The sequence below is a fragment of the Planomicrobium stackebrandtii genome, from assembly GCF_030814955.1.
In the GTDB taxonomy this organism is placed as follows: Bacteria; Bacillota; Bacilli; order Bacillales_A; family Planococcaceae; genus Planococcus; species Planococcus stackebrandtii.
The window spans coordinates 40,722-57,135 of the sequence record NZ_JAUSWB010000004.1 but is presented as its reverse complement, the minus strand read 5'-3'; the positions used below and the strand labels follow the sequence as shown (position 1 = coordinate 57,135).

Below are 16,414 nucleotides of genomic sequence, written 5' to 3'. Positions count from 1 at the left end.
TTTCCTCCTATTCGTGCTTCAGCTTATCGGTACAAGTGAACCATAAAGGCGGTATGCAGGAAACTGATTGTCATCAAGCGGAGCATTCACAGCCTGGCACAGCCTTTCGTAAACTGCCGGGTTCCATATTTTCTTGCCGACAAAATACTCGAATTCCTCGCTGCGGCCAAATTTCTTCTTGAAAAGATAAAGCTTGTCGTCCGGTTCGCCGGTCCGGCCGCCTCCATGATGAATCAATTGCTTGCCCTGCTCTTTTCCCCACAGCGCAAGGGCGTACTGAAGAATATAAGCCGGTGCCAGCTGGTGGAATTCCTGACGCGTCCCCGTAAGATGGACATGGATGGAGTCGCCGCAGACAAAGTTCAGACTCATACCGATGATGATCCCTTCATATTTCACTTCCACAATCACCAGATAGTCACCGAGCCAATCGATGCAGTTTTGAAAATACTCATCATCAAAATAATAAACTGCTTCTGCTTCATTGCGCTGCATGGTGGAAGCATATAGCTGCTTGAAGTCTTCCAGGTTCTCTGGATGATCGATGACACGATATTCTACGCCAGCTTTCAGGCCATGGCGGATATCCCGTCTGCACGAAGCCGAGTATTCCGTAAGAATGGGATCAGCTATGCCCGCGAGACGGGTCTGAATCGTATTGCGCTTGAAGCTCAATTCGAAGCATGAACTGAAATCCAGATGATTTTTTAGTATAGGATGAAAACGGATAGACTCGGACACAATGCCATTTTCGAGGCAATATTCACCGAAAGCCTGCTGGAAAGCAGCAACTAAATCTGCGCGATCCTCGGTTCTGCCGCTAATGATGCGCGGCCCACCGTATCCGTATGGTGTCACCAGATCATAGAATACCTTCCCATCGAGCACAGTCGGTATTTTCCGTTTGATGAATAAATGCCGGATAGTGCCCAAGTCATGCTGGTAAATAAACTCCTCACATTCACCTTTTTCAATTTTTTCGTATAAACGCCCATACTCTTTCTCGAAGTAAATATCTTTCATCCAGAGGACCTCTTTCAAAGTGAAATTGTTTTAGGAATTTTTTCTTTTTTATTGCTACTTACGAACTTGATGCTATTTTATCACTCTATTTACAAATAATACAGATAATTAAGATAACTTTTGAAAAAAATTAAACATTTTAAAAAACGCCGCCGGATTCGGCAGCGCTTCTTCTCTATTCATTTTCCTGAATCACCGCGAGCGGCAATACAGCACTGACGATATACTGCCCGGCGTCAACGATTTCGGAAATTTTAAGGTCAACGCATAAACTGCACAGCAAGTACGCATCTTTGGGTTCAAGGCCGTAGTTCTTGGAGATGTGGTCGACCATGGCGCGGACGGAATCGCGCGCAGCTTCCATTAAATCAGGTCCTACGCCGGTCGTGCCATAAAACCCTTTATGGTCGACTTTTGGCGTCAGTGCGCCAGCCGTCTGGAACTGCGGCGCCGGAATCGTCTGGCCTTTGATGAGGCGGAATTTCAGCGACGCCTGCATCGGGCATTCGAGTGCAGTCACACAAACTTCACCGTCTCCTTGCGCCGCATGGGCGTCACCGCAGCTGAACATCGCGCCGGCCACCTGCACGGGCAGATACAGTTTTGTGCCGATGGTCAATTGCCGGGTATCCATATTGCCGCCAAATGTTCCGGGCGGCATGATCGTCTGGCCATCGGCGTTTGCCGGACCAACGCCCATCGTGCCGAGGAACGGGGAGATTGGCACTTTGATGTTGTCGCTGAACTGGATAAACTCGCCGTCGCTCAAATCAAAGGTCCGCAAATAAGCATCCGGAAACTCTTCTGGAAGTAAGCCCAGCCCCGGCAAAATCGCCATCCATCCCCAGCTTCCCGGTGTCAGATCAAGGATTTCCACTTCCAATGTGTCGCCCGGTTCCGCTCCACGAATCTCGACTGGCCCCGCAAGCGGATATACTTTCGCCCAGTCAAGTGTAGCGATGTCTTCGGTTTTGGAATCTTTATTGAATTGATTGTCTGCCACTTCCCGCGTGGAGAAATCCACCTGATCCCCGCTGTCGATCGTTAGGACCGGCTGCGGATCTTTATCCCACGTGTAATGCACGCGGTCTTCCGGAAATTTATGCGTGTTGGCCACTTTTCTTCACCCTTCCTATCGATTTGGGAATGAAATCGCTGTATTTTTTCCAGTTAAATGGATATACAGTCCGAATTGTACAATATACAGTCCAACCGACTACAAATACTGTCCGTTGAGCTGGAATACTGTCCAAACGCAGCATAATACCGTCCGGAGCTCGGAACCCCCTTAGATACCCAACCCCAGGAAAGCGCAAGCCTGCGCTTTCCACTTCAAAATCGTAATTTTCGTGTTGCAGAACATATTTTATCCGCAGTGGATCATATTTTATCCGCAGTGGATCATATTTTATCCCCAGTGGATCGTATTTTGCATTCAGCGAATCGTATGCCAAACGCAATGAGTTATCGGATAACCGTCAAGTCTGCCTTCTGCCCTTTCATCAACTCGAGCTTTTCGAGCGCATAGGCGACGTTGAGAACTTTTTCCTCTTGGAAGGCGGGACCCATGATTTGCAGGCCGACCGGCATTCCGTCGCGGACGCCGCACGGGATGCTGAGCGCGGGCAAGCCCGTGAGATTTCCGGGACCCGTAAAGCGGATGACTTCATCCAAAAAGCTCAGCGCCTGGCCATTGATATCGACGATGCTGTCGCCGATCGGCGGTGACAGGAATGGCAGGGTCGGCGAAATCAGCACGTCCACTTTTTCAAATGCTGCCGCAAATTCGAGGTCCAGCTTGCGGCGGATCTGCTGGGACTGTACGTAGTCGACACCGGACATCAGCTCGCCCACTTCAAGCAGGAAGCGGACATCTTCGCCGAATTTCTCCGGCTGCTTGACGAGATTGTCGTGATGGATAGCACTCGCTTCAGTGGTGATTGTGACCAGTTCCGCAAATTCAGCTTGCGCAAGCGATGGAATCCGGACCGGTTCGATCCGCGCACCAAGCTTCTCCAACTGCCGCAGCGCATTTTGCACTGCTTCATTGACTCGGGTGTCGACATTTTTGAAAAAATAGCTTTCTTCGATGCCGATGACGAGCCCTTTGACGTCTTCATTCAACCCTCCGGAATAGTTTTGTGTCGGCCGGTCGACCGAGGTCGGGTCTTTCGGGTCGTAGCCGCCGAGCACTTCCAGAAGAAGCGCGGCGTCAAAGACGGTTTTTGTCATCGGCCCGATGTGATCGAGGCTCCACGACAGCGGAAAACAGCCGTACTTGCTGATGCGGCCATGCGTCGGCTTTAAACCGATAATGCCGCAGCTCGACGCCGGGATTCGAATTGAACCACCAGTATCCGTCCCGAGCGAGGCAATCGTCATGTTCGCTGCGACCGCTGCACCCGAACCGCCACTTGAGCCTCCTGGAATTTTGCTTAAGTCCCACGGATTTTTGCATGCACCGTAGTGAGGATTGGTTGTTGTCGCGCCCCAGGCATATTCGTGCATATTGAGTTTGCCGTGAAACGTCACGCCCGATAGCTTGAGCTTCGACACTACTGTTGCGTCAAAGTCGGCAATAAACTCTTCATGGATTTTCGAGCCCATCGTTGCCGGCTCGTCTTTAAAATACAAAATATCTTTCAGTGCCATCGGGATACCGTGCAGGAAGCCGCGGTAATTGCCGCTTTGGATCTCCTGCTCTGCCTGCCTCGCCGATTCCAGCGCTTGTTCCTTTTGCACACGAATAAAAGCGTTGATTTCTCCGTTATAAGCATCGATATTGGCTAATACTGCTTGGGTCAGTTCAACGGGCGACACCTGCTTGTCGCGCAGTTTCGGTGCCAATTCCCCGATCGATTGGGCTGCCAATTCTCTATTCATGGCCGCTCACCTCCCGGTACATGCGTCAGCGCCATGTCGAAATCCTTCAGCTGCGAGTTGTCTACCGTATTGCGCAATTGCTGCACCGCCTCCATCTGCTGCGCCAGCATTTCCTGATGCGCCTCAGGTACCTGAATCCCTCGTTCCTCTAAAATCCTATGAATGCCTTGTGCCATAAGCAAGTCCTCCCATTTGGATGATTTTAAAGCGTCTGAGAATCTGGGTTGTCTATCGACAGTTTAGCATAGTTCGCAGATAGTTCAGACTATTTAGAGAAGATTTTTAGCAGAATAAACCCCTGAGCAACAAGATTTTTCCTTGGCGCTCAGGGGTTAGGGTAGAAGTAGCACATAGAATCGGAATTTTGCCATTGTGGATCGTATTTCGAGCTTTATGAGCCGTATTCTGTAAGCAATGGAACTTATTTTGGCTTTTATGAATCGTATTGCCGCTTCTCCTTCTTCCAGACCGCATAGATGCCCACCCACAGGAAAGCGCATGCCTTCGCTTTCCTATAAGTAATATTGGGTTCCAAGCGATTTTTGCTTGGGACCCCGCCCTTATCCATTCAGTGTCCGGACTTTTGACAGCAGCGGACGTTCGTTGCTCCAGACGAGGTTTACCGGAACATCAAAAAAGTCGGAAAGCCGCTCGCTGGTGAGCAGCTCGGCCGTGTCACCGGAAGCAAAGACTTTGCCAGCTTTCAACAACAAGGTTTTATTAAACTCCGGCATGATTTCTTCGATATGGTGCGTGACGTAAATGATTGTCGGGCCATCCGGTTTTTTGGCGATGGCGGCGATCGACTCAAGCAGCTCTTCCCGGGCAATAAAGTCGAGTCCTGCTGTCGGCTCGTCGAGGATGAGCAGTTCCGGATCCGCCATCAACGCGCGCCCAATCAGCACACGCTGCTGTTCTCCTTGCGACAGCGTGTGGTAATTCCGGTTGGCGTAACCGAGGCACCCGAGCTCTCGAAGAATGTCGATGCCTTTCTGGTCGATTTTCTCGCTTGTTTCCTGATAGAGGCCGAGAGATGCAAACGCCCCGCTTAGCACGACTTCGTAGGCATTATCATGAGCAGACAGCTTTTGCTGAACCGACGCCGACACAAAGCCAATCTGGCTGCGCAGCTTTTCCGCCAGATACGTTTTGCCGAACTCCAAGCCGAGCACGGTGGCTTTTCCTTCTGTCGGAAAAAAATAGGCATTGATCAAATCCAGCAGCGAAGTTTTGCCGGCGCCGTTCAAGCCATACAGCACCCAATGTTCGCCTTTTTGGACGTGCCAATCGACGCCATCGAGCAACAGTTTGTCATCTCTTCGCCGTGATACGCCTTCAAGTTCCACAATCATCTTCATAAACGGATGTCCTCCCTGCTTAGAACACGCGCGGCTTGTCCCCCTGCCAGCGGGTCTGCTTCCCGAAGTCCGCCGAAATCAAGCCCAGTCAGCTCCTCAATCCGTGCGACCGGCACCTGATACGTCTCGAACTGTCCGTAGACAAATTCCAGATTGCCGCCAATCAAATCTTCCTGCGTCTGCAAATAAGCAGTGGCTGACAACGATGTGCCGTCTTTGATCATCACCGCCACTTTCCAGAACTGGTCCGGAATCTGCGCGTTGCGGTAGCTGACATCATCATCCCGGAATACAGGACCTGTAAACACCGAAACTTTCAAGTTCGAATCGCGGGCATTGTCGAGCAGGTAATCTTCCAGATCCAGCCATGCTTTCTGGTTGAAATTTTTATGCTGCGGCGAACAATTGGTGAAATGGAATGTATGCTCATTTGCTTTGACGGCATCGATTCCCCAGTTGGGATCACGCCGGCGGACGAGATGCCCGCGGTCGATGTCGTTTGATTGATAAAATTCGGGGCCGATTTGGTGCGCCTCATCAATGCGCGGATCAAAATACCAGCGGTCGCTGCCGCGTTTGACGTCGACCAATTGGTTGCCATCAATGTTGACAGCGGTATAGAACGCCAGGCGGCGCGACTTGCTCATGGCAATCGAGAAATGGGTATAGTCCAGGACTGCATTGCCATCGCTTGTCTGCGCAGCATCTTCCAGCAATGCTTCGCTTAAGGCGGGCAGCTCCACCCGGAATCCGGCACCGAGAAATGCCGGATCGTAGCCGGCAACTCCCGCGTACCAATCAGCTTCCAATGTCCCCACTTCCATCGGCTCTGCGGCCGATCCCGGCATGGCGACATCCAGCAGCTGGTCCAGCAGCCTGCGCGAACGGACATCTTCCAAGCCGCTGCGTTTTTGGCCGAGGTGATGGATGATCGAACTGATGCGGATGCCTTGGTTGGCAATCCAGCGGGTATTGTCCTCAGGGTCAGGCACGCCGGCATGATGCAGCGCGACGACCACCCATTGGTCATTGAAAACCGGCGAGCCGGAAGAACCCGGTTCCGTATCGCTGACGTATTGGACAAAATCGGAAGAAATGAATTTGACTTCATTTTCCCGAATGGTGATGGCCTTTGGACCGCCGTTCGGATGCTGGATAATGGTCACGTATTCGCCTTCAAGAATTTTTCCGGGCTTTGGCAGCAGCGGCAAATAGCCGAAGCCGGCAAGCGAAATCGCGTGCAGATTGCTTTCTTCCACTGCTACCAACGTAAAGTCCAGCGCCTCATCCGTAATGAAAAGCGATTCGGGATCCAGCCGGAAGCTGATAATTTCAAGCGGCATGAACTGGACATCGTCCTCGTAATTAAATTCCGCCACGGCATACATCGCAGCTTCTTTTGTGTCCAGCACATGATTGTTCGTCAGCAGCAAATTCGGCGCCACAAGAAATCCAGTGCCGTAGCTCTCAAGCTGACCGGACCGGCTGCGGATTGCTATGCGGCAAACGGCTTTGCTGACGTTCAGCCCTGCCTGCAAATGCGCAATCGGAAACAAATCACTTTTATTGATGATACGCTCCATCGCCAAATTGTCATGGTGATTAATAAGGCTCGACCGTGTCATCATCTTTTCATTCGTTGCCTCTGCTCGGTGCTCTTTCTCGAATTGCAAATAACGCTGCATTGCCTGCTGCTCAATTTGCTTCCTATTCTTGAACATCCTTTTCCATCCCCTTCCAGCGAATAAACTATATTTTTCAATAAAAATTATAATATTCTATTAATTTCCTTCAGGAAAAGTTTAACACACTCAATATAGGAACGCACGTTCTGAATATGGATATTTGTTCACTTTGTTAAGATTGGAAACCGATTCATTGCCCAACCCCAGGAAAGCGCAAGTCCGCGCTTTCCGCTTGAGAAACGTGTTTTTGAGGCTATGGATCGTATTTCTGCTGCTGTGGTTCGTATTTCGGGCGTAGTAGAACGTATTTCTGCTGTAGTGGATCGTATTTGATGAGTTCTGGACAATATCTCGCCAATCAGAGCAGACATGTGAACCATTCTTTCCACTTGCACCGAAATCCATTCTGCAGTGGAAAAAGATCCATTTCTTCAAATAATGCTTAGAGTTCCGAACTAATGGGTAAACATTTAATCTAACCAAATCAACACAAAAGGAGAAATGCTGAATGGACTTTATTACATTGAACAACGGGAAAAAAATGCCGCAGCTGGGCTTTGGTGTCTGGCAGGTTGAAGACGATCAGGCGACTGCTTCGGTGGCGAAAGCGCTGGAAACGGGCTATACATCGATCGATACTGCGATGATCTATAAAAATGAAAAAGGTGTCGGCAAAGCGCTGAAGGAAACTTCTGTGCCGCGCGAAGACCTGTTTATCACGACGAAAGTTTGGAACAGCGATCAGGGCTATGAAAATACCTTGCGTGCATTTGATGAAAGCCTCGAGCGCCTCGGACTCGATTACGTTGACCTGTACTTGATCCATTGGCCAACTCCAGAATTTGATAATTACATCGATACTTATAAAGCATTGGAAAAGCTGTACAAAGACGGACGCGTCAAGTCAATCGGCGTCTGCAACTTTGAACTTGAGCATTTGGAGCGTCTGCTGGCTGAGTGCGAAGTGCCGCCAGTATTGAACCAAGTCGAATGCCATCCGTACCTGGCCCAAAACGCCTTGAAAGAATTTTGTACCCTAAATAACATTTTCGTTGAAGCATGGAGCCCGCTTGACCAAGGCGGCGAAGTATTGAAGGATGAAACCATCCAGAAAATCGCTGAAGCCAAAGGCAAGTCACCGGCTCAAGTTGTCCTGCGCTGGCATTTGCAGAATGACACGATTGTCATTCCGAAATCAGTTACGCCGTCACGCATTGAAGAAAACTTTGATGTTTTCGACTTTGAATTGACGGAAGCCGAGATGAATGAAATCGATGGCTTGAACAAAGACCGCCGCAAAGGCGCTCACCCGAATGAAATGAATGTACGTTAATGAATTTGGAGCCGCCACTTCTATTACTGAAGTGGCGGCTTTTCCTGTTATTTTCAATTATTGGCATACTCCTGCCGATAAACGGGTAAATTCCACATAACAGAACCCAATTCAAGGAGGAGAAGCCGTTGAGACACTTGCTTGCACTTGCTATTAAATTTGTAATGGTGACCGCTGTCCTTTTACTCGTTCTAACTGTAGGTTTTGATGTGCCGTTCGTTGATACTTTGCTGATCAGCCTTGCGCTGACGGCCTTGTCCTATGCAATGGGCGACATTATGATTTTCCTGAACGCCGGCAGCCCTGAGAACCAGTCGACGCGCAATACTGTTGCAACTTTTGTAGATTTCGTTATGGCGTTCCTGACAATTTGGCTCATCGGCTGGCTGTTGACCGGCCAGAATTTCGAAATGGTCACACCGGCATTGCTTTCTGCACTTGTCATTTCCGGCGGCGAATGGTTTTTCCACCTGTATGTCGACCGCTCCGTGGTGCCTGAGTACAATAACTACAAGGCTGTTAAAAGATGATTGCAAACAAACACAGAAAAGAGTCTGCTCCTATTTGATTAGGACAGACTCTTTTCTATGTTCACTTATTTTTTTAGCACTCCGATGACTCTGCCGTTAATGTATACGTCTTCACTTCTCATAATGATTGGCTCATAGCTTGGGTTTTCCGAAACTAAAATAATCTCACTGCCCATCGGCATATATTTTTTCATAGTCGCTTCACCGTCAATCACTGCAATAACAATATCGCCATTAGAAGCAGTGTTCTGCTGATGGATAATGACAATATCCCCTTTATCGATCCCGGCACCATTCATGCTGTCACCTGTCACTGTCAAAGCGAAAGTTTCACTCGGAGCTACCACCCATTCACGCGGTAGGGTGTGAACTGTTTCATATGACTCGGTTGCCAGCGTCGGAAGGCCGGCTGCAACATTGCCGATTAATGGGACATCTACTGTTTCGTGTATTTGAACAAGTGCTTCCTGGCCAGCCTCCCTAATCTCAATCTGATCTGTCGCATCCCGGTCTTCCGCATAATCATACTGCCTGCTATTTTTGAAATTTCTGTAGATACGTCGGTTTTTCGTATCCGGAAGGAACTGGGCGCGGCATTTTGGCAGATCTTGAATTTCATCGCCTTTTCGGTCGATAATTTTAACTTCTAGCCCATCTGTTGCAATTCCATAAAACACTCGGCTGTCTGCATCCATATAGCTCTTAAGTTGGACAATCGCATCTTCAATGCCGCTGCCAAATCGTTTTACTTCTGCAATAATATAAGGCCGTGCTTCCTCGCCTGCATAAACCTGCACAGCAATATCACAATAGCCTTTTTTCGAAAATTGCTGCACTGGGAACTCCAATTCCATCAATTCATATGGGTAGTTGTAAGTTTCGTGTAGTTCCCGAAGCAGCCATTGACGAGTAATTTCTTCTTTCGAATGTACATCGACCAGCTGATCCGCCAAGCGATATTCCGTCATACTGATGGATTCGAATGGCCGGAGAGAAGCATTCTTTTTCATCCGCAAATGGTTTCTATGAATTTCCTTGACGAAACTGGACGGTTTTTTCACAGAAGACATATAGAGCAGTTCATTAGCCCGTGTCATGCCGACATACAGCAATTTCCGTTCGTCAGATTCAACCGTCTTCTGGTCTTCTGCATCCGCATACAAATCTTGTGGAATCAGTCCGCTGTTTAAATCAATCAGGAAAATAACTTTAAATTCCAAGCCTTTGATTGAATGCATGGTTACCAGCTTGACTTTGTCAGACTCAAAATCCGGATCTGTACTTTGCAAAATTTCACAGGCAATTCCGGCCTGCTCCAAATCGGATGCCGCACTTTCAATATTTCGTTTGCCGCGAGCCACGATGCACATTTCAGATAAGGCATAATCATTCTGAAGCAGCCCAATTTCCTCTGCCAGAAACTGGACTTGTTGCTGCGGTGTCAAAAAGAATCTGTAAATCGGCGGGTGGCCGTGGCGATCAATTAATGCCGGTTTGACGAAATCTACATTTGACTGGATGCTTTCATCTGCTTCAATCAAGTGAAAGGCTGCTGTCGAGATTTCGGTTGTTGTTCGATAATTTTTGCTCAATGTACGTGATTTCCCGCTCATATCGTAGCCGATGGTTGTAAATGGCCTGCCTTTGCCGAGCCATGACTGCGGATAGATGCTTTGGGTATTGTCTGCAACAAACATCAGTGATGAATATTCTTTTTCCTTATAGAGCTCTTTTAGGAACTCAAGCTGAACACGCGTCAAATCCTGGCTTTCATCAATAATGATATGCGTATAGCGCCCAGCAGCACTTTGACGAAGCTCTTCCAGTGCATAAATGTTCATTTGTTTGAAAGTCGTTAGTCCGGCTTTTTCAAGCAATTGGCGAAATACATCCATGACTTCATAAATAGCCTCACGGGTTTGTGAATTCTTTAATAATTTCTGGGGCGTTCCACTGTTTCCTGATGCACGTCCAATCCGATCGACCGATTGGTAAGTCGCCAAATCTACCATAGAACAGGAATGGATCCATTCCACTTCATCCAGTAGGAACTTGCTGTTTTTCGGGAGCAGCAGTTTAACATCCGGATAAGACTTCTTCACTTCGTGGATAGCTTGCACCATGATTTTATGGATTTTATCCACCGGTGCGATTTCAAGTTTTTTTCCGGTTCGCTTCTGGTATTTCCTGAATTCCTTGTACATGAGACTGTCGATTGTTGTGATCTGTACTTCCGCATCAGATGCGAAAAAGCGCTCCGCTTCCTCCAACTCTTTTTCCGCCATCCGTTCGTACTGGTGCTTTATATAATGAAGCAAGGTCTTGTTATATGTGACCAGCAAAATCTTGTCATCTTCCTCGTGGCAGTAGTGATCCATTAAAAAATGAATTCTTCTGATGGCAACAGTCGTCTTGCCTGATCCTGCAACCCCTTTGACAAGCATCGGGCCTGCCGGCTCCAGTTCAACAATGCGGCGTTGTTCCATATTCAACTTCATTTAAGACACCTCCCTTTACTTACAACTTCTACCTATATTCTAAGAATATTGTCTCATAATAGCAAGAGCCAATCCCGTAGGTACAGCAGAAACACATTACCGCAAGTCATTCATCAGCTATCAAAAAGTAACTTAGCACCTCCTGTCGACAAATATTCTCTAACAAAACAAGCCATTCCCGGGAGTACGGAATGGCTTGTTTCATGTCTATAAACTAAAAACTAGAGGTAATTTCTGTTTACCTAAAATGCTCCTGCACGAAAACCCGCTCCTGCTCCGCACTCATCAATCCCGTTGCTCTGCCGACCGTGCCATTTTGCCAATCCCAGATGGTGTTGTGGACATCGACCGCATTGGAGAAATCGCCTTGTTTCCAGGCAGTTAACGCTTTTTCATAAAAATCGCCGTGTTCGTAGTACTCTTTGTTGGCACTGACAATCGTCAGCAAATTGTCGATGTTATCAGGCGTCATCTCGACCGCGCCTATTTTTTTAGCCGCAGCAACTTTTTGGTGGGTCATTTGATGGAGGTAGATTTGCAGTTGAACTTCTTCCATATCGGCATCGACATTTTTTGTCTCACTTTCTTCTGCAACAGCCTCCTGTTCGTCGCGCCCTTCAATTTCTTCTGCCACTTCGGTTATTTCGCCATCTGAGGAAGAGGGCTGCGTGATAAAATAATAACCGGCTGCTGCCAGCAAGGCCAGTATGCCAAAGGTAATCCCAATCGTTTTTATAAGTAATTTCATTTTCCTGCATCTCCTGACATACTTCATTTTTGTCTTAATATGAATTTATACCCATTTTAGTATGAAGAAACTTTGAAAAGGTTTCAACCCTTTTAATGGAAATCGCCCTCAAATCGAAAGAACGCCATCTTTGAAATTCAAAGATGGCGTTCTTACATTATCTACTTCCGTTCAAGACTGCCTAAACACCTACAGCTAAAACCTCTTCCAAAATCTCTTCAAATAGTTCTTCTTCCACGGCCGACTCAATAAACAACTCGCCGCCGTCCTTATTGAACAGATTGCTGAGAAGTTCTTTGGCACGCGGCACCTGTCCCGCTTTCATCGCAGCGCGGGCAAGTTCGTAATCGGCCGGCAAGTAATCCGGTTCGTCAGCCTGCAGCGCGAGCAAACGGGCAGTTGCTGCATCGCTGTCCCCTAGCGTGATGTCCATCATGGCGAGCGACAGGCGGATCCATTCGTTGACCAGCAGTTCTTCCGGCAGGCGGCTTTCAAAGCGCTTGGCCTTGTCCGGCCGGTGCTCCGCCAGCAAATTCATCAAATGAACATAGCTTTCGCTGTGGTACGGATTGGACGCAATCGCCTGCTCGTAATACGCCTCGGCTTGCTCAACCTCTTCCTGGATGGCAACCATATCGCCTAGCCACAACAGGATTTCAAAATCAGCCGGCTGCTTCTTTTGGAGATCTTCAGCCATCGATATGGCCTTTTTGAGCAGCTTCTCCGACTGTTTGTTATTGGCGCTTTGCAACGTGGCTTGAAGCAGCATTTTAGCCGCGCCAAAATGGCCTGTCTGTTTGACGAATGGCGCCAATGCCCTTACGGCTTCCTCTGCCATGCCGCGATTCATGTAAAATTCCGCAAGATGCAGCACCGGCACTTCACTGTCTTTAAAGTTCTTGGCTGCATCTCTGTAAAGCGCGATGGTATTGGAAAACATGATGATGCTTCGCGATTTTTCGCGCAGCCTGCGGAAAAAGCCCTTTTGTTCTCCATCTTCCGCGTCTGCCAACTCCACCAGTTGATCCGCACTATAAGTTTCCGCCATTGCCAGCTTTTCGCCCCTCAGCCTTTTTTTCAGGCGTTTGTGAAGATCGTTGGTTTTGCGCATCTCTGCCAACAGGCGGACATATTCTTCGTAGAATCCTTCCTCGTCCGGATGCTCGGCGATTAAATCTTCCAGCATTCCGATAGCGCGTTTCCTATCGCCTTGCCGCACACAAAACTGCATATGCTGATAACGCGAAGGCAATGCCCCATTAACCGCTTGCGCCCGCAGGAATAAAGACTCAGCTTCCGCCGCATCACCCTTTTTCTCTGCCATATGCGCCTCGGCTGACAACAGCCATTCTTCCGGGACTTGCAGCGACACCCTTTGCAGCACACCCGCGACCGCGTCCATCTGCGTTCTAGTATCAACCAGCTCGAACAGTTCCACCAAATCCAGCGGCAGCGGCTCGTTTTCCAGCACATGCAGCGCTGCGGTAAAGGCTTTGGGCTTGTCTTCCAGCGCCAAATAGGTCCGCATCAACCCTTCGTGGGCTGCTGTAAATCCAGCGTCCTTTTCCGCACTTTTCGTATAATGAAGGAGCGCTTTGTCCCAGTTCTCCGATTGTTCAGCCAGCAACCCCAAATGGTAGTGAGCCAAATACAGCCCGTTTATGTCCGCTGCACGGCTATACAAAATCCGGGCAAATCGATGATGGTCCTCCAGCTCATAAACACCTGCTTCATAGCAAAGCAATAACGGGTCAGCAGCCTTTGCACGCAACTCCTTAAAGAAATCCAACAACCGAGCGCGGAACTGCGGCGCTTCTGCGAACTCTGCGTACTGTTCAGCCATTTCGTAGAGATCCAGTGCTTCCCGGCTCATGCCGTTTTCGAGCAGATCGAGTGCCAGCGCTTTGCCGGCATCGTCCAGCGATTCCTGCCACAATAACGCCGCAGTCCGGACAAAATAATCGGTATCGCCGGCTTCTGCGTACTGTTCAAGCAACCGGCCTGTTTCTTCAACCCGTTTCTGCTTCAGCAATGCATGGGCGATATGCGTCACCGTAAACAAATCTGACGGGTCCAATTGGAGCGACTTGCGGTATTCGGCTTCCGCCTGCTCATACTGTTCCTGTTCCATGGCGATATGCCCCAAATATTGATGCAGCACATCGGCTGTCCCGCAATTGTCGATGCCCGAGCGGATAATTTCTTCTGCCTGCGGCCATGCTTTCGCCTCCAGGTGGATTTCCGCAATCCGCAAATACGCATATGGCTCTGTCGAATCGATTTCCCGCGCCCGCTCGAATGCCGCAATGGCTTCTGTTTCTTCACCGAGCGCCAGCAAACAGCGGCCCGCTTCATAAATAAAATAGCCGTCTTCCGGCTGTTCCGCTGACAGCTCGCGGAAACGCGCCAGCGCTTTTTCATAAGCACCCGACTCAAACTGAATCAAGCTGTGTGTGATGCGGGCATACACGTCAGATGGTTCCTGCTCAAGCGCAATGCTCGACCATTTGAACGCCTGATAGATTTTGCCAATTTCCAAATAACAGCGCGCCAGGTGGCTGTACGCCATCGGCTGGTAATGGTCCAGCTCGATCGACCGCTTTAACAGCGGAACGGCTTTTTGGTGTTCGCTGCGGCTCATCAAAATTGCAGCTTTCAGAAACAGCGCATATGGAGAGCTCTTTTCCTTCACGCGCGCCAGGTTTTCCAGCGCCTGTTCCGGCTCTTCTTTCTGGTAGTGCATATGGGCTGCAAGCAGGGCTACTTCGCCATCTTCTGCGCCCAAATCCTGATGGAGCTTATCCAACCATGCCGAATGAAGCGCCTTTGCCTCTTCTGAAAATTGGGTAACCAGCCCGACCACCGCGCCGTAGCGTTCGTCCGGATGCACTTTCAGGAAATCCACTGCCTGTGTTTTCTCTTTGGTCTTGTCGTCCAAACTCCAAATCGCAAACAGCTCTTTGAAAAATTCGTGCTCGCTTCGGTCCAGCAACGATAAAAGTTCTTTCTGTTCGTCTGTCACAAACAGCATGCTGAGCGAATCACTTAATTTATAGGTGTCCGCAACATCTTTGTACGACAATAAAAACGGTCCGAGGTCATTCGGATCCTGGATGATCAACGCCTGCAGCCGGTCGTCATAGCCAATCACCACTTGGACATGTGCACTGTTTTCAATCATCATGCTGAGCAGCACCGGGACACCAGCGTCAATCACCTGCTTGTAAAGGTCGACCGTCCCTTTAAAGTAACGCGCCGTGAAACCGAGCGACTCCATGTATTCCATGGTTTTCTGCAAGTCCGAACCCGTCACATCAAAAACATGTTCCGCGATTTCATCCTGCCCTTTTTTCATGCCGTACGCTTCCAGCATCAACGCGAGCGACGCGGGAACGCAGTAATTCAGCTTCTGGATGTTCGGCGTCAAACGCAGCTCACGGCGCGTGGCGTCCTGCCGGATTTCCCCTTTGCCGTAAACCGTTTTTCCAAGCTGTTTAGGATGCTTACTGACCCATGCCTCCAGCTCTTCCCAGCGCTCCAGCTTGTACAAACATTCGGCCGTTATGTGGATCCATGCCGGACGGAACACATGGTACGGATTTTTTTCATTATACTTCGCTATCCCATCGAGTGTTTTTTCGTAATGCCCTAAAAAAAACGAAGTCCGGACCATGTCTGCACGGAATGTCCAATTGTCAGGTTCGAGCTCCTGCCCCTTTTCAAGAACAGCGAGCGACTCCTTTTGCCGGCCGGTCATTGCCAGTACATCGGCATACAACAGCCGCACATAATCGCTGCGTTCAGTGACCGTGTCAGTCAGTTCCCTTTCCAGCACCCGCTCTGCTTCCAGCCATTCCCCGCTGTGAATAAAATAATAGCCGTAAAGATCCGGCCAGACAAAGCCTTTCAGTTCTTCATAACGAGTGAGCTGCGCTTTCGCTTCCGGCAGCCGGTTCAACTGTGCGTAGACACGCAGCAGCAATTGATGCGCCGATGCCAGCTCTTCCGCAGAATCGTTGCCGGCCGAAATGCCCTGCAGCCTGCCCACCATGCGCTCTTCCGCTTCCAGGCTGCGCCCCGTTTCCAATAGCCGCGCGCATTGCCACGTAAACGTCCGCAATGTCCCGAAGCGCTTATGCGCCTGCGTTGCCAGCAAATGGCTGTACGTATACAAATCCGCCTGATCCGTCAACCGGATCAAGCGGTAAAAATCCTCTTCTGTCTGCAGTTCCCCCAAAAAACTCCGCAATTCCCGTGTCGAACGCGCGCTCCATAACCTGCGGATCGCCTCGACTGCCTGTTGCGCTGTTTTGATCTGTGTCGCTTTCATTATCCCCATTCCCGCCTCTCCCATTG

Annotated in this window: 11 protein-coding genes; 2 read left to right on the top strand and 9 right to left on the bottom strand. The window is 49.3% G+C overall.

Annotation, left to right across the window (positions count from 1 at the left end):
* Window positions 1-18: 18 nt before the first annotated feature.
* From QOZ98_RS08205 to QOZ98_RS08180, 6 genes are all read right to left on the bottom strand, one after another.
* Window positions 19-1,023, bottom strand: coding sequence for a GNAT family N-acetyltransferase (locus tag QOZ98_RS08205; RefSeq protein WP_308786996.1), 1,005 nt, complete (start codon window positions 1,021-1,023; stop codon window positions 19-21).
* Window positions 1,024-1,198: 175 nt separating this feature from the next.
* Window positions 1,199-2,140 carry an acetamidase/formamidase family protein gene (locus QOZ98_RS08200; protein WP_308786995.1) on the bottom strand — a complete coding sequence of 314 codons (942 nt, stop codon included), beginning with the start codon at window positions 2,138-2,140 and terminating at the stop codon, window positions 1,199-1,201.
* Between the two features lie 347 nt (window positions 2,141-2,487).
* On the bottom strand, window positions 2,488-3,906 hold the full coding sequence (locus QOZ98_RS08195) for an amidase (protein ID WP_308786994.1): 1,419 nt from the start codon (window positions 3,904-3,906) through the stop codon (window positions 2,488-2,490).
* Window positions 3,903-4,088 carry a hypothetical protein gene (locus QOZ98_RS08190; RefSeq protein ID WP_308786993.1) on the bottom strand — a complete coding sequence of 62 codons (186 nt, stop codon included), beginning with the start codon at window positions 4,086-4,088 and terminating at the stop codon, window positions 3,903-3,905. The genes QOZ98_RS08195 and QOZ98_RS08190 overlap by 4 nt, the downstream gene beginning before the upstream one ends.
* 378 nt (window positions 4,089-4,466) lie before the next feature.
* A complete protein-coding gene (locus QOZ98_RS08185; RefSeq protein WP_308787273.1) occupies window positions 4,467-5,258 on the bottom strand; it encodes an ABC transporter ATP-binding protein in 792 nt (263 codons plus the stop codon).
* Window positions 5,259-5,260: 2 nt separating this feature from the next.
* A complete protein-coding gene (locus tag QOZ98_RS08180) occupies window positions 5,261-6,985 on the bottom strand; it encodes a DNA/RNA non-specific endonuclease (protein WP_308786992.1) in 1,725 nt (574 codons plus the stop codon).
* 472 nt (window positions 6,986-7,457) lie between these two features.
* Between QOZ98_RS08180 and QOZ98_RS08175 the strand changes: the two genes are divergently transcribed.
* A complete protein-coding gene (locus QOZ98_RS08175) occupies window positions 7,458-8,282 on the top strand; it encodes an aldo/keto reductase (RefSeq protein ID WP_308786991.1) in 825 nt (274 codons plus the stop codon).
* A 128-nt stretch (window positions 8,283-8,410) separates the two neighbouring features.
* The gene (locus tag QOZ98_RS08170) at window positions 8,411-8,812 is read left to right on the top strand and encodes a DUF2512 family protein (RefSeq protein ID WP_308786990.1); all 402 of its coding nucleotides are present in this window, start codon (window positions 8,411-8,413) and stop codon (window positions 8,810-8,812) included.
* A gap of 65 nt (window positions 8,813-8,877) precedes the next feature.
* Here the strand turns inward: QOZ98_RS08170 and lexA are convergent, their stop codons facing one another.
* From lexA to QOZ98_RS08155, 3 genes are all read right to left on the bottom strand, one after another.
* Complete coding sequence (gene lexA / locus QOZ98_RS08165) at window positions 8,878-11,310, bottom strand: transcriptional repressor LexA (protein WP_308786989.1); 2,433 nt, start codon at window positions 11,308-11,310, stop codon at window positions 8,878-8,880.
* A gap of 238 nt (window positions 11,311-11,548) precedes the next feature.
* Window positions 11,549-12,058, bottom strand: coding sequence for a DUF6241 domain-containing protein (locus QOZ98_RS08160; protein WP_308786988.1), 510 nt, complete (start codon window positions 12,056-12,058; stop codon window positions 11,549-11,551).
* A gap of 181 nt (window positions 12,059-12,239) precedes the next feature.
* Window positions 12,240-16,397, bottom strand: a complete 4,158-nt coding sequence (locus QOZ98_RS08155) for a tetratricopeptide repeat protein (RefSeq protein WP_308786987.1) — start codon at window positions 16,395-16,397, stop codon at window positions 12,240-12,242.
* Between the last annotated feature and the right edge of the window lie 17 nt (window positions 16,398-16,414).